The organism is Pseudomonas sp. 09C 129 (genome assembly GCF_002843625.1).
GTDB classification, from domain to species: Bacteria; Pseudomonadota; Gammaproteobacteria; order Pseudomonadales; family Pseudomonadaceae; genus Aquipseudomonas; species Aquipseudomonas chlororaphis.
The window spans coordinates 484,576-498,385 of sequence record NZ_CP025261.1; the positions used below are offsets into that span (position 1 = coordinate 484,576).

Genomic DNA, 13,810 nt, shown 5'->3' on the forward strand with positions numbered 1-13,810 from the left:
GTCGTCGTTTATCGCGGGCAAGCCTCGCTCCTACGACCCACATCCGTAGGAGCGAGGCTTGCCCGCGATGCATTTCAAGGCAACAGAATGGTCGAACCCGTGGTGCGTCGCGCCGACAGCTCGGTCTGCGCCTTCGCCGCTTCCGCCAGCGGATAACGCTGGCCGATCTCGATCTTCAGCTTGCCGCTGGCGATCATGGCGAACAGGTCGTCGGCCATGGCCTGCAGGTTCTCGGCGTTGTTGGCGTAGGTGCCCAGGGTCGGACGGGTGACGTACAGCGAGCCCTTGGCCGCCAGGATGCCCAGGTTGACCCCCTCTACTGCTCCCGAGGCATTGCCGAAGCTGACCATCAGGCCCCGTGGCTGCAGGCAGTCCAGCGAAGTCAGCCAGGTGTCCTTGCCCACGCCGTCGTAGACCACCGGGCATTTCTTGCCGTCGGTCAGCTCCAGCACGCGCTTGGCCACGTCTTCATGGCTGTAGTCGATGGTTTCCCAGGCACCGAGGGATTTCGCCAGCGCGGCTTTCTGCGGCGAGCTGACGGTACCGATCAGCTTCACCCCCAGGGCCTTGGCCCACTGGCAGGCGAGCAGCCCGACCCCGCCGGCGGCGGCGTGGAACAGCACGGTCTCGCCGCCCTTGAGCTCGTAGGTCTGGCGCAGCAGGTACTGTACGGTCAGGCCCTTGAGCATCACCCCGGCCGCCTGTTCGAAGCTGATGCTGTCCGGCAGGTGCACCAGGTTGTCTGCGGGCAGTACATGCACTTCGCTGTAGGCACCGAGCGGGCCGCTGCCATAGGCCACGCGATCGCCGACCTTGAAGCGGGTCACGGCGCTGCCCACCGCCTCGACCACCCCGGCCCCTTCGGCGCCCAGGCCCGATGGCAAGGCCGGTGGCGCGTAGAGGCCGCTGCGGTAGTAGGTGTCGATGAAGTTCAGGCCGATGGCCTTGTTACTCACGCGGACCTGTTGCGGGCCCGGTTCGGCGGGTTGGTAATCCACATACTCAAGCACTTCCGGGCCGCCATGGGCCCGGAACTGGATACGTTTGGCCATCTGCACTCTCTCCTCGGTCGTGTCGCGAAAGTGCCTTATCGGACTCCTATGCTTGACCGCCGTCAACTGCGACCGGCCCCTGTGCGGTGTTATGCTACGCGCCCATTTGCGCAGGCCCCCGCTGTATCCCTGGCGCCGCGTAGCTTTGCCCGATTCAAGGTGATGCCATGACTACCCGCACCGAGGCCGTAAAAGCCTACCTGCTCGACCTGCAAGACCGTATTTGCGCCGCCCTGGAAGCCGAAGACGGCGGTACGCGCTTCGTCGAAGACGCCTGGACCCGACCGGCCGGCGGTGGCGGGCGCACCCGGGTGATTGCCGACGGTACAGTGATCGAGAAAGGCGGCGTCAACTTTTCCCACGTGTTCGGCAGCGGCTTGCCGCCGTCCGCCAGCGCCCACCGGCCGGAACTGGCCGGCCGTGGCTTCGAGGCGCTGGGCGTGTCGCTGGTGATCCACCCGCACAACCCGCATGTGCCGACTTCCCACGCCAACGTACGGTTCTTCATCGCCGAAAAGGCAGGAGAAGAGCCGGTCTGGTGGTTCGGCGGCGGTTTCGACCTGACCCCCTACTACGCCAACGAGGAAGACTGCGTGCACTGGCACCGCGTCGCACAAAAGGCCTGCGCGCCCTTCGGCCCGGACGTCTACCCGCGCTACAAGGCCTGGTGCGACAGCTACTTCCACATCAAGCATCGCAATGAACCGCGCGGCATCGGCGGCCTGTTCTTCGACGACCTCAACGAGTGGGACTTCGACACCAGCTTCGCCTTCATGCGCGCCATCGGCGACGCCTACCTCGAGGCCTACCTGCCGATCGTCCAGCGCCGCAAGGCCCTGGGCTATACCGAGAAGCAGCGCGAGTTCCAGGAATACCGTCGCGGCCGTTATGTCGAGTTCAATCTGGTCTACGATCGAGGCACCCTGTTCGGCTTGCAATCGGGCGGGCGTACCGAGTCGATCCTCATGTCCCTGCCGCCGCAGGTGCGCTGGGGCTACGACTGGAAAGCCGAGCCGGGCAGCGAAGAAGCGCGCCTGACCGAATACTTCCTGCAAGACCGCGACTGGCTGGCGGGCTCTGCGTAAAGCGTTGCAGCAGGCTGGCCGGCGCTGGACGATAATGCGATTGAACAGAACAGCGCAGCGTCCCTGTCGCCAGCAAGCTGGTTCCTTACAGGGATGTGCATGAGGGTTTTATTGGATGGATCAGTACGTCGTTTTTGGTAACCCGATCGGCCACAGCAAATCGCCGCTGATTCATCGGCTGTTCGCCGAGCAGACGGCGCAGCGGCTGGTCTACACCACCCTGCTGGCGCCCCTCGACGATTTCGCCGGCTGTACCCGCGGGTTCTTCGTTGACGGGCGTGGCGCCAATGTCACGGTGCCGTTCAAGGAGGAGGCCTACCGCCTGGCCGACAGCCTGACCGCACGCGCCCAGCGCGCCGGCGCGGTGAATACCTTGAGCAAGCTCGCCGATGGCAGCCTGTTGGGCGACAACACCGACGGCGCCGGCCTGGTGCGCGACCTGACGGTCAACGCCGGCTTCAGCCTCAAGGGCAAACGCATTCTGCTGCTGGGGGCCGGCGGCGCGGTGCGTGGCGCGCTGGAGCCGCTGCTGGCGGAACAGCCGGCGTCGGTGATCATCGCCAACCGCACGGTGGAAAAGGCCGAACTGCTGGCCGAGCTGTTCAGCGACCTCGGGCCGGTGTCGGCCAGTGGTTTCGACTGGTTGCGCGAGCCGGTGGACCTGATCATCAACGCCACCTCGGCCAGCCTCACCGGCGACGTGCCGCCGATCGCCGCCAGCCTGATCGAGCCGGGCCAGACGGTGTGCTACGACATGATGTATGGCAAGGAGCCGACCGCCTTCTGTCGCTGGGCCAGCCAATACGGTGCGGCGATTTCCATGGATGGCCTGGGCATGCTCGCCGAGCAGGCGGCGGAAGCCTTCTTCCTGTGGCGCGGCGTGCGTCCGGACACCGCGCCGGTGCTGGCGGAGCTGCGGCGCCAGCTGGCGCTCTGACAGATCGCGTCATCGTTGATCGCGGGCAAGCCTCGCTCCTACGGAAGCAAGCGTTTCTGTAGGAGCGAGGCTTGCCCGCGAACGCTTCGCCGCTATAACCGCGCTGCAACCGGCAATCAATCCTCAAACCGGATCGGGCATTGCTCCGCGCCTTCGAGCTTTCTCAACTCTTCGATCACCGAGGCCCGCGCGCGACGCAGGGTCAGGCTGCGGTTCTGCCGCAACAGGCGGCGGGCTTCCTGGTGCAGCATGGCCACCCCGGAATAGTCGATGAAGTTGATCTGCCGGGCGTCGATCACCAGGCGCGGCGCATGGCAGCGTTGCATGCGCACTTGCAGGTAATGGCTGGCGCCGAAAAAGATCGAGCCGCCGACCCGCAGGATGTCCTCGTCGCCTTCGCGCCCATGCTGCACGCGCGGTTGCGAGGTGCGCTTGAGGTAGAAGAACAGCGACGCCAGGACCCCGGCGTAGATCGCCGTCTGCAACTCCAGGAGCAAGGTGGCGACACAGGTCAGGCCCATCACCACGAACTCGGCGCGGCTGACCCGGAACAGCGCGCGAATGCCGCGGTGGTCCACCAGGCCCCAGCAGATCAGCAGGATGCTCCCGGCCATGGCCGGGATCGGGATATGCGCGATCAGCGCCGCGCCGGCCACGGCGAACAGGGCCACCCACAATGCTGAGAACACTCCGGCCAGCGGCGAACAGGCGCCGGCCTCGTAGCTCAGGCCGGAGCGGGTAAAAGAGCCGGACGACAGATAGCCGGAGAAAAACGCGCCGACGATATTCGACAGGCCCTGGGCGCGGACTTCCTGGTTGGCATCGAGCAACTGTTCGGAGCGTGCCGACAGCGAGCGGGCGATCGACAGGCTGGTCACCAGCCCCAGCATGCCCACCGCCACGGCGCTGGGCAGCAGGCGCAGGATCATGTCCAGGTCCAGCGGCAGCGGGCTGAACGGCGGCAGCCGGCCGGTAAAGGCGCTGACCAGTTTTACCTGGCCGAACAGCGCCGGCCACAGCCACACCACCAGAGCACTGAGGATCAGGCTGATCAGCAGCGAGGGCCAGCGCGGCACCAGCAGCTTCAGGGCCAGGCCGACGACCAGCGTGCCCAGGCCGAGGATCAGCGAGGGTTTATCCACGGCATCGAGATGGGCGAACAGCGAGGTCAGGCTGTTCAGCGCGGTGGCTTCGCTCGGCAAGTCCAGGCCCAGCAGGTTGGGCAACTGCCCCAGGGCGATCACCACCGCGGCGCCGAGGGTGAAGCCGAGCACCACCGAATGGGACACGAAGTTCACCAGCGCACCGAAGCGCAACAACCCCAGCAGCCACTGGAACAGGCCGGCGAGCAAGGTCAGCAGCAGAATCAGGGTGATGTAGTCCTGGGACGCCGGCACCGCCAGGGGGCTGACGCTGGCGTAGAGGACGATGGAAATCGCCGCGGTCGGGCCACAGATCAGGTGCCAGGAAGAACCCCACAGGCAAGCGATCAGCACCGGGACGACGGCGGCATACAGGCCGTATTCTGGTGGCAGGCCGGCGATCAGGGCATAGGCGATCGATTGCGGCAGCGCGAGGATGGCGCCGCTCAGGCCCACCAGCAGGTCGCGCCCGACGCTGGCGCGGGTCTGCCGGGGCAGCCAGCTCAGGAAGGGCAAGAGTGAATGGCGATTGGGCCAGGCCATGGGTCCTCGCGGTCGGGATGGGGCGAAAGGCGTCAGGGTGGAGTGTCAGATCGGAGCGTGCAAGGCCCGTCAGTGACGGTTGTAGCCGCTGCCGCAGGCTGCGATAGGTCCGGCAGGACCTCAACGGGCTCGAAAACCCTACGCCCCTGCGGGTCGATCGCGGCCTGCGGCAGCGGCTACAGGTGGATTACAGCTTGGCCTGTACCGCCGGCAGCGCCTCCTTGCCGTCGAGGGTCTTCACCCCGTCCAGCCACTTGCCCAGCACCGCCGGGTTGGCCTTGATCCAGGCCTTGGCTGCGTCAAAGTTGCTGACCTTCTTGTTGGCCACCTCGGCCATGATGCTGTTCTCCATTTCCTGGGTGAAGCTCAGGTTGCCCAGCAGCTTGCCGACATTCGGGCAGGCCTGTGCATACCCCTTGCGGGTCAGGGTGTAGACGCTGCCGGTGTCGCCGAAGTACTTCTCGCCGCCCTTGAGGTAATGCATTTTCAGCTGCACGTTCATCGGGTGCGGGGTCCAGCCGAGGAAGGTGACGAACTTCTGCCGTTTCACCGCCCGCGAGACTTCGGCGAGCATCGCCTGTTCGCTGGACTCGATCAGTTTCCACTGGCCAAGGTCGAAGTCGTTCTTCTTGATGATCTCCTGCAACGACAGGTTGGCCGGGGCCCCGGAGCCAATGCCGTAGAGCTTCTTGTCGAACTTGTCTGCGTACTTATTCAGGTCGTTGAAGTCATGCACGCCGGCGTCCCAGACATAATCCGGCACCGCCAGGGTGAACTCGGTGCCGTCCAGGTTCTTCGCCAGCTGGGTGACATCGCCATTGGCCACGAACTTGTCGTAGAAGCCCTGCTGCGCCGGCATCCAGTTGCCCAGGAACACATCCACCTGGCCGTCCTTGAGCCCGCCGAAGGTGATCGGTACCGCCAGGGTGTCGATCTTGGCCTTGTAGCCCATGCCGTCCAGCAGGAAACCGGCGATGGCGTTGGTGGCGGCGATGTCGCTCCAGCCCGGGTCGGCCATCTTCACCGTCTCGCAACCCTGTTCGGCCCAGGCCAGGGCCGGGACCGAAACACTGCCCAGCGCCAGAAGCGCGGTCGTCACTGCTGTGGATAACCTTTGCATGCTCTTCCCCTTACGTTATTGGTTTTGGCAGGGTTGTGGATAACGAGCCTTGCGCTCCAGATCGTCGAGGTCGATGTGGTTGCGCATGTATTGCGCACTGGCGTCGACCAGTGGCTGGTGGTCCCAGCTCTTCAGTTTGCCGAGGCTCAAGGCGCCCGCGACGAAGCGACGGCGGCGCTGGCTGGCGAGTACCTGTTGATGGATGGCCGGGATATCCCACTTGGCCCGCGCCTCGCGGAGAAAATCCTCGAATAGCGGGCGATGTTGCGGCGATTGGCTGAGTTCTTCCTGCTCGCGCGGGTCGTTGGCCACATCGAACAGCAGGCACGGGTCGTCTTCGCTGTAGATGAACTTGTAGCGGCCGCGGCGAATCATCATCAGCGGGCTGATGGTGCCTTCGGCCATGTACTCGCCGAAGACTTCGTCATGCCCGCCCTGCCCTTGCAGGTGCGGCACCAGGGAGCGGCCATCCAGCGCCAGGCCAGGTTGCAGTTGGCCTCCGGCCAGTTCCACCAGGGTCGGCAGCAGGTCGGCGGTCGAGACCGCCTGGCTTACCCGGCCGGCGGCGAACTGCCCCGGCGCGCTGACCAGCAGCGGCACCCGCGCGGCCATTTCGAACCAATGCATTTTGTACCAGAGGCCGCGCTCTCCGAGCATGTCGCCGTGGTCGCCGGAGAAGACAATGATGGTGTCGTCGCTCAGCCCGGTTTCCTCCAGGGTTTCCAGGAGTTTGCCGACGTTGCTGTCGATATAGCTGCACGCACCGAAATAGGCACGACGCGCATCGCGGATCTTATCCACAGGCAGCGGCTTGTCCCACAGGTCATAAACCTTGAGCAGGCGCTGGGAGTGCGGGTCGAGCGCGTCCTGGGCCGGGGTCTGCGGCAGCGGAATATCTTCGTCGCGGTACAGATCCCAGAAGGCCTTGGGAATGGTGTACGGGTCGTGCGGGTGGGTCATCGACACGGTCAGGCAGAACGGTTGGTCGCCGTCTTCGCGAACGTGATCGAACAGGTACTGGCGGGCCTTGAACACCACCTCTTCGTCGAAATCCAGCTGGTTGGTGCGCACGCATGGCCCGGCCTGCAGCACCGAAGACATGTTGTGGTACCAGCTTGGGCGCACGTCCGGCTCGTCCCAGTTCACCGCCCAGCCATAGTCGGCCGGGTAGATATCGCTGGTCAGGCGTTCTTCGTAGCCGTGCAGTTGGTCCGGGCCGCAGAAATGCATCTTGCCCGACAGCGCGGTGCGGTAGCCCAGGCGGCGCAGGTAATGGGCGTAGGTCGGGACGTCGGCGGGGAAGTCGGCGGCGTTGTCATAGGCGCCGATCTTGCTCGGCAACTGGCCGCTGACCAGGGTGAAACGCGAGGGCGCGCACAACGGGCTGTTGCAGTAGGCGGCGTCGAATACCACGCTTTGCGCGGCGAGACGGCTCAGATGCGGCAGCTTGATGGGCGATGGACCGTAGAACGGCAACATTGGCGCGGCCATCTGATCGGCCATGATGAAAAGAATGTTCTTGCGCTTCATGTATTCGCGGCATTCCATAGTGGACAGTTATGCGAAAGTGCTGCGATCGAGGATGTAACCCGTGGCTTTCGCGGTAAAGCCCCTGTACGGCAATGACTAGGATAAGCACAGCTTATGTATGAAGCGCTTGGCGACCTGTCCCTGGACCTGTTTCGCGTATTCGAGGCGGCGGCACGCCAGCGCAGCTTTACCGCGGCGGCAGTGGAGCTGGGCACTACCCAGCCGGCCATCAGCCAGCAGATCAAGCGGCTGGAGGAGCAGCTCGGCACCCGGCTGTTCGACCGCATCTACCGGGGCATCGAACTGACCGAGGCCGGCAGCCAGTTGTTCGAACAGGTGCAGGCCGGCTTGCAGAGCATCGACAGCGGCCTGAGCGCCATCACCGCCCAGCATCAGCACGAGGTGCTGCAGGTGGCCACCGACTTCGCCTTCGCCGCCTATTGGCTGATGCCGCGCCTGCACCGCTTTCATGCCGCCAATCCACAGGTGGACGTGAGCCTGGTCACCAGCGAGCGCAGCCACAACATGCTGCGCACCGATATCGACGTGGCGGTGCTGTTTGGCGATGGCCGTTTCAAGCAGGGTGAAAGTCACTGGCTGTTCAACGAGGAAGTGTTTCCGGTGTGCAGCCCGTTGCTGCTCAAGGAGCGGCCGCTGCCCCTCGGTGCCCAGTCGCTGCTGGAGTTTCCGTTGCTGCATTTGAAGGGGGAAAACAGCAGCCACTGGTTCGACTGGAGCGGCGTGTTCCGCGAACTGGGGATCGCCACCCCGCCGGCGCCGGGGCAGCTGCGTTTCGACAACTACACCCTGCTGATCCAGGCGGCGATCGGTGGCCAGGGCGTGGGCATTGGCTGGCGCCACCTTGTGGATAACTTGCTGGCGCAAGGCCTGTTGTGCCGGCCGATCAGCGAAACGCTGATCTCCCGCTACGGCTATTACGTGGTCCTGCCCCAGCGCAAACGTCGCGGGGCGCTGATCCAGCGGTTTTTCGACTGGCTGATGGCCGAGCAGGCCGACAGTGCGCAATCTTTGACCGGGCTGGGCCTGCCGTCGATTGCCATCTGAGGTTTGGGGTTGGCGTGGAAGCCATCGCGAGCAAGCTCGCTCTTACATGGGATCGCATAACCTTCTGTAGGAGCGAGCTTGCTCGCGATAAGGATTCAACATACGAAGTTCACATGTTCGCCCACGTGCAGGTTCAGCTGCTGTTCATCGGCAATGCCGGCAGCCACCCGGGCGAGTCGCTGCACTGGCTCGTCCAGCTTCGGCGGGAGGCTGCCGGCGGGCTGGCTGAAATGCTCCAGGGTCAGCCCGGGGGGGCTCTGCGGTGCATTCACCAGGGTCCAGCGCAAGGTGCTGCCTTGCAGCGCGTCGAGGATGGCTTCGGCCGTCTGGCGGTGTGGGTAGCCTTCCACCTCCGGCTGGTCCAGCACCTCGAAATGCCCCACCAGGAACAGGCGCCGGACGCCCGCGACCTGCATGCCAGCGATCAGCGCTTCGACCGCGCGAAGTTGCTCCCGGGGTTCGAGCAACAGGTTTTCCTGCTGTTCAAGGCCCATGGGCAGCCCCGGAGCATCCAGCAGGCAGGCCACCACGTCGCCTCCGGCCACGCTTTGCCTGACCCGCTCGGCATCGAACAGGTCACCGCATTTGGTGCGCAAACCGGGAAGGGGGGCGAGGGCCGTCAGGTCGTCGAGAATGGCGATGACTTCATGCTGGCGCCGCAGGAATTCCGCCATCAGCGCGCTACCCAGGCTGCTCATGGCACCGTAGAGCACCAGTTTGACCACCGGGGTTTCGGCATTTTTCATGGCGCGGCCCGTTTCTTTACACTGGTAAGGTTATGACCTGTGGGCTGTCGCCAGGGTTCGACTTTGTCATGAGAGGTTCCATGCAACGCATCAAGGGCTATCACGCCCATGTCTATTTCGACGCCAGCACCATCGACCAGGCGCGGGCCCTGTGCGAGCAGGCGGCGCAATTGTTTCCGTTGAAGATGGGGCGGGTGCATGAACGGCCGGTCGGCCCGCACCCGGACTGGAGCTGCCAGCTGGCGTTCGAGCCGCAATACCTGGGCGAGGTGTTGCCGTGGCTGGCGCTCAATCGCAACGGGCTGGTGGTATTCCTGCACCCCGATACCGGGGACGACCTGAAGGATCACACGGAGCATGCGGTCTGGATGGGGGCGATCCGGCCGCTGGACCTGTCGATTTTTTGAGGTTTTTCGCGAGCACGCTCGTTTCCCGTAGGAGCGAGCGGGCGGCGATCCGACTTGCCCGCGATGAACGCTGATGCGGTCCGGCGGGGGGGCTGCATCGTCTCCTTCGCACGCAAGCTGTGCTCTTACGGGAGCGGGCGGTCAATACAACACGCCGTCGAGGATCTCGTAGACGATCCCCGTGCCCACCGCGATCAGCACGATATCGGCGCCCATGCGCCGCCATTCATAACCCGGGTAGTACGGCAGGTGCGCCAGGGCGCGGTTGTCCAGGCGTTCGCCGTAGTAGCCGCGGGGCAGCGGCTGGCCGCGCACCAGATGGATGCCGTGGGGCGGTGGCGCGCCGCGTACGAAGTAGGCGTGGTTGTCGCGAATGGTCTCGCGCACCGGGCCGAAATCCCGAGGCGGGCCACCACGGCGGTCGGCCTGCGGGCCGCGATGTTCATCGCCCCGATTATCCCCGCGATTGTCTCCTCGATTGTCGTAGCGACCCGGTTGCGGGCCGCCGCGGTCGTGGTCGTCACGTGGGTCCGCGACCGCGTGCAGCAGCGGGCTGGCGCTGAGCATCAGCACGCCGAGACCGGCAATCAGGCGTTTGGGCATTTTCATCGGGTCTTCCTCAGAGCACGAACAACAAAAAGGGGCTCAGAACCTGGTTCTGAACCCCTTGGTCTTGCTGGTTAGTCTGTGGACTCTGAGGCGAATTCCTCTGTATCAGGAACTTTACCCTTGGTTGACACGGGCTTGACGCACCCCTTCGGCGAGGGAGGCGCAGAGGCTCACCACACCATCCACGGCCTGCTCGGAACTGCTGGCATTGGCGATCTGGTCGATCAGCGCCGAACCCACCACCACACCGTCAGCCAGGCGGGCGATGGCCGCGGCCTGCTCCGGGGTGCGGATGCCGAAACCGATACTGATCGGCAGGTCGGTGTGGCGACGCAGGCGGGTCACCGCCTCTTCCACGTGCTCCAGGGTGGCGGAACCGGCACCGGTCACGCCGGCCACGGAGACGTAGTAGACGAAGCCCGAGCTGCCATTCAGTACTTTCGGCAGGCGCGCGTCGTCGGTGGTCGGCGTGGTCAGGCGGATGAAGTCGATGCCGGCGGCCTGGGACGGGTCGCACAGCTCGGCGTTGTGCTCGGGCGGCATGTCGACCACGATCAGGCCGTCGACCCCGGCTTCCTTGGCTTCGGCGATGAAACGCGGCACGCCGTAGTGGTGGATCGGGTTGAAGTACCCCATCAGCACCAGGGGCGTGTCGTTGTTGCCGGCGCGGAATTCGCGAACCATTTGCAGGGTTTTCGCCAGGTTCTGCTTGGCCTCCAGGGCGCGGATGTTGGCCAGCTGGATCGCCGGGCCGTCGGCCATCGGATCGGTGAAGGGCATGCCCAGTTCGATCACGTCGGCGCCGGCGGCCGGCAAGCCCTTGAGGATCGCCAGGGAAGCGTCGTAACCCGGGTCGCCGGCGGTGACGAAGGTCACCAGGGCGGCGCGGTTCTGTTGCTTAAGCTCGGCAAAGCGCGTTTGCAGGCGGCTCATCAGTGTTTCTCCTGCTGGGATTGCTCTTGTTGAGAGTGTTCCATGTGGTGCATCACGGTTTGCATGTCTTTGTCGCCGCGGCCCGAGAGGTTGACCACCATCAGGTGATCCTTGGGCAGGTTTGGCGCGCGCTTGAACACTTCGGCCAGGGCGTGGGCGCTTTCCAGGGCCGGGATGATGCCTTCCAGGCGGCAGCACTGGTGGAACGCGGCCAGGGCTTCATCGTCGGTCACCGAGGTGTATTCGACGCGGCCGATATCGTGCAGCCAGGCGTGTTCAGGGCCGATGCCCGGGTAGTCGAGGCCGGCGGAAATCGAGTGGGCGTCGATGATCTGGCCATCCTCGTCCTGCAGCAGGAAGGTCCGGTTGCCATGCAGCACGCCTGGCAGGCCGCCGTTCAGGCTGGCCGCGTGCTTGCCGGTCTCGATGCCGTAGCCGGCGGCTTCGACGCCGATGATCTGCACGCTCTTGTCGTCGAGGAACGGATGGAACAGGCCCATGGCGTTGGAGCCGCCGCCGATGCACGCCACCAGGCTGTCCGGCAGGCGGCCTTCCTGGGCTTGCAGCTGTTCGCGGGTTTCCTTGCCGATCACCGCCTGGAAGTCGCGGACCATGGCGGGATAAGGGTGCGGACCGGCCACGGTGCCGATCAGGTAGAAGGTGCTGTCGACGTTGGTCACCCAGTCACGCAGGGCTTCGTTCATCGCGTCCTTCAGGGTGCCGGTGCCGGCGACCACCGGGATCACTTCGGCGCCCAGCAGCTTCATGCGGAACACGTTGGCCTGCTGGCGCTCGATGTCGGTGGTGCCCATGTAGATCACGCAGTCCAGGCCGAAACGGGCCGCCACGGTGGCGGTGGCCACGCCGTGCATGCCGGCGCCGGTCTCGGCGATGATGCGTTTCTTGCCCATGCGCCGCGCCAAGAGGATCTGGCCGATGCAGTTATTGATCTTGTGCGCGCCGGTGTGGTTCAGCTCTTCGCGCTTGAGGTAGATCTTGGCGCCGCCGCAGTGCTCGGTCAGGCGTTCGGCGAAATACAGCGGGCTGGGACGGCCGACGTAGTCGCGCTGGAAGTAGGCCAGTTCCTTGAGGAACTCCGGATCTTCCTTGGCCGCTTCGTATTCGCGGGCCAGGTCGAGGATCAGCGGCATCAGGGTTTCGGCGACGTAACGGCCGCCGAACGCGCCGAACAGGCCGTTGGCATCAGGACCGTTGCGCAGGTTGGTCTGGTTCATGGGGCGCTCCCGGTGATTCGTCAAAAGGGTGAATGCTGGAAAGACAATGGCGTTCACTCTACCCCTGACGTCCCAGGCTGAAAACCGATAAGATCGCCACAACCTGTCAGGAAAACTCACATATCCAATGAGCCACGACCTGCCCCCTCTGAACGCCCTCCGGGCCTTCGAAGCCACCGCCCGCCTGAACAGCGTCAGTCAGGCGGCCGAACAGCTGCACGTCACCCATGGCGCGGTCAGCCGCCAGTTGAAGGTGCTCGAAGAGCATCTTGGGGTGAGCCTGTTCGTCAAGGAAGGGCGCGGCCTTAAACTCACAGATGCCGGTGTGCGCCTGCGCGATGCCAGCAGCGATGCCTTCGAGCGCCTGCGCACGGTCTGCGCCGAGCTGAGCCAGAGCACCGCCGATGCGCCCTTCGTGCTCGGCTGTTCCGGCAGCCTGCTGGCGCGCTGGTTCATTCCGCGCCTGGGGCGGTTGAATGCCGACCTGCCGGACCTGCGCCTGCACCTGTCGGCCGGCGAAGGCGATCTCGACCCGCGCCGTCCGGGGCTGGACGCCTTGCTGGTATTCGCCGAGCCGCCGTGGCCGGCGGACATGCAGGTCTTTGAGCTGGCCAGCGAGCGCATCGGCCCGGTGCTCAGCCCGCGCTACAGCCGTTACGAGCAACTGCGCGAGGCGCCGGCCAGTGCGCTGCTCAACGAGACGTTGCTACAGACCACCTCGCGCCCGCAGGCCTGGCCCAGCTGGGCACGGCAGAACGGCATCGACGCCGGGGCGCTGAAGTTCGGCCAGGGTTTCGAGCATTTGTATTATTTGCTGGAGGCCGCGGTGGCCGGGCTGGGCGTGGCGATCGCACCGCAGCCGCTGGTGGCCGAGGACCTGCGTGCCGGACGCCTGGTTGCCCCATGGGGCTTCTGTGAAACCCCGGGGCAACTGGCGTTGTGGCTACCCAAGCGCGCCGCGGACGGGCGTGCCCGGCAACTGGCGCAGTGGCTCAGCAACGAGCTGCGCCAGACGCCTTAATTGCCGCGCTTGCACAGCAGGTAGGCAGCCAGCAGGCCCAGCGCGCCCACGGCGACGCCGGCGGTGGTCCAGGGGTGCTGCTGGGCGTAGTCGCGGGTGGCGATCCCGGTTTCACGGGTTTTCACTTTGACTTCTTCATAGGCATCGCTGAGCAGGCTGCGCGAATGTCTCAGCGCGCTCTCGGCGTTGCTTTTCAGCGCCTTGAGGGTTTTGCGCGATTCGTCCGAAGCGTCGTCCTTGAGGCTCTCCAGGGACTTGAGCAGACTTTCGATCTCGGCTTCCATGCTTTCCAATGAGGCTTTGCGTAACGAAGTGTTGGCCATGGTGGCTCTCCTGCATTGTTGATTGAGGGTCTGTAGGGTCCGACTGCGCGGCCTGGCGAAAG

General features: G+C 65.0%; 14 protein-coding genes. 5 read left to right on the forward strand and 9 right to left on the reverse strand.

Translation table 11 applies throughout. The annotated features are described in order from the left end of the window. Positions 1 to 74 precede the first annotated feature (74 nt). Entirely contained in the window at positions 75 to 1,052 is a 978-nt protein-coding gene (locus tag CXQ81_RS02345; RefSeq protein WP_101336377.1) for an NADPH:quinone reductase, read from the reverse strand. A 167-nt stretch (positions 1,053 to 1,219) separates the two neighbouring features. Between CXQ81_RS02345 and hemF the strand changes: the two genes are divergently transcribed. Together hemF and aroE are read left to right on the forward strand one after the other, a co-directional pair. Beyond that, complete coding sequence (hemF, locus tag CXQ81_RS02350) at positions 1,220 to 2,137, forward strand: oxygen-dependent coproporphyrinogen oxidase (RefSeq protein ID WP_009041486.1); 918 nt, start codon at positions 1,220 to 1,222, stop codon at positions 2,135 to 2,137. Between the two features lie 115 nt (positions 2,138 to 2,252). Continuing rightward, positions 2,253 to 3,074 carry a shikimate dehydrogenase gene (gene aroE / locus CXQ81_RS02355; RefSeq protein WP_101336378.1) on the forward strand — a complete coding sequence of 274 codons (822 nt, stop codon included), beginning with the start codon at positions 2,253 to 2,255 and terminating at the stop codon, positions 3,072 to 3,074. A gap of 116 nt (positions 3,075 to 3,190) precedes the next feature. Here aroE and CXQ81_RS02360 read toward each other — a convergent pair whose 3' ends face one another. The 3 genes from CXQ81_RS02360 to betC all read right to left on the reverse strand — a co-directional run bounded on the left by CXQ81_RS02360 (position 3,191) and on the right by betC (position 7,409). Continuing rightward, positions 3,191 to 4,759, reverse strand: a complete 1,569-nt coding sequence (locus CXQ81_RS02360) for a SulP family inorganic anion transporter (protein ID WP_101336379.1) — start codon at positions 4,757 to 4,759, stop codon at positions 3,191 to 3,193. Positions 4,760 to 4,946: 187 nt separating this feature from the next. Then, a complete protein-coding gene (gene choX / locus CXQ81_RS02365; RefSeq protein ID WP_101336380.1) occupies positions 4,947 to 5,879 on the reverse strand; it encodes a choline ABC transporter substrate-binding protein in 933 nt (310 codons plus the stop codon). A 15-nt stretch (positions 5,880 to 5,894) separates the two neighbouring features. Then, positions 5,895 to 7,409: a choline-sulfatase gene (betC, locus tag CXQ81_RS02370; protein WP_101336381.1), complete on the reverse strand. Its 1,515-nt coding sequence runs from the start codon at positions 7,407 to 7,409 to the stop codon at positions 5,895 to 5,897. Positions 7,410 to 7,523: 114 nt separating this feature from the next. Between betC and CXQ81_RS02375 the strand changes: the two genes are divergently transcribed. After that, a complete protein-coding gene (locus CXQ81_RS02375) occupies positions 7,524 to 8,474 on the forward strand; it encodes a LysR family transcriptional regulator (protein ID WP_085532608.1) in 951 nt (316 codons plus the stop codon). Between the two features lie 95 nt (positions 8,475 to 8,569). Here CXQ81_RS02375 and CXQ81_RS02380 read toward each other — a convergent pair whose 3' ends face one another. Further along, positions 8,570 to 9,220 carry an NAD(P)-dependent oxidoreductase gene (locus tag CXQ81_RS02380; protein ID WP_101336382.1) on the reverse strand — a complete coding sequence of 217 codons (651 nt, stop codon included), beginning with the start codon at positions 9,218 to 9,220 and terminating at the stop codon, positions 8,570 to 8,572. A gap of 80 nt (positions 9,221 to 9,300) precedes the next feature. Here CXQ81_RS02380 and CXQ81_RS02385 point away from each other — a divergent pair, with 80 nt between their 5' ends. Then, positions 9,301 to 9,627 carry a DOPA 4,5-dioxygenase family protein gene (locus CXQ81_RS02385; RefSeq protein WP_009046239.1) on the forward strand — a complete coding sequence of 109 codons (327 nt, stop codon included), beginning with the start codon at positions 9,301 to 9,303 and terminating at the stop codon, positions 9,625 to 9,627. A 141-nt stretch (positions 9,628 to 9,768) separates the two neighbouring features. On the opposite strand, the gene CXQ81_RS02390 is transcribed toward CXQ81_RS02385, so the two are convergent. From CXQ81_RS02390 to trpB, 3 genes are all read right to left on the reverse strand, one after another. After that, a complete protein-coding gene (locus CXQ81_RS02390) occupies positions 9,769 to 10,236 on the reverse strand; it encodes an anti-virulence regulator CigR family protein (RefSeq protein WP_053263229.1) in 468 nt (155 codons plus the stop codon). A gap of 114 nt (positions 10,237 to 10,350) precedes the next feature. After that, the gene (trpA, locus tag CXQ81_RS02395; RefSeq protein WP_101336383.1) at positions 10,351 to 11,169 is read right to left on the reverse strand and encodes a tryptophan synthase subunit alpha; all 819 of its coding nucleotides are present in this window, start codon (positions 11,167 to 11,169) and stop codon (positions 10,351 to 10,353) included. Further along, positions 11,169 to 12,404: a tryptophan synthase subunit beta gene (trpB, locus tag CXQ81_RS02400; RefSeq protein ID WP_009041495.1), complete on the reverse strand. Its 1,236-nt coding sequence runs from the start codon at positions 12,402 to 12,404 to the stop codon at positions 11,169 to 11,171. Before trpB ends, trpA begins: the two co-directional genes overlap by 1 nt. A 127-nt stretch (positions 12,405 to 12,531) precedes the next feature. Between trpB and CXQ81_RS02405 the strand changes: the two genes are divergently transcribed. Then, complete coding sequence (locus CXQ81_RS02405) at positions 12,532 to 13,425, forward strand: LysR family transcriptional regulator (RefSeq protein ID WP_038583318.1); 894 nt, start codon at positions 12,532 to 12,534, stop codon at positions 13,423 to 13,425. Here the strand turns inward: CXQ81_RS02405 and CXQ81_RS02410 are convergent. Then, positions 13,422 to 13,748: a YqjD family protein gene (locus CXQ81_RS02410; protein WP_007926179.1), complete on the reverse strand. Its 327-nt coding sequence runs from the start codon at positions 13,746 to 13,748 to the stop codon at positions 13,422 to 13,424. The genes CXQ81_RS02405 and CXQ81_RS02410 overlap by 4 nt on opposite strands. Positions 13,749 to 13,810 lie beyond the last annotated feature (62 nt).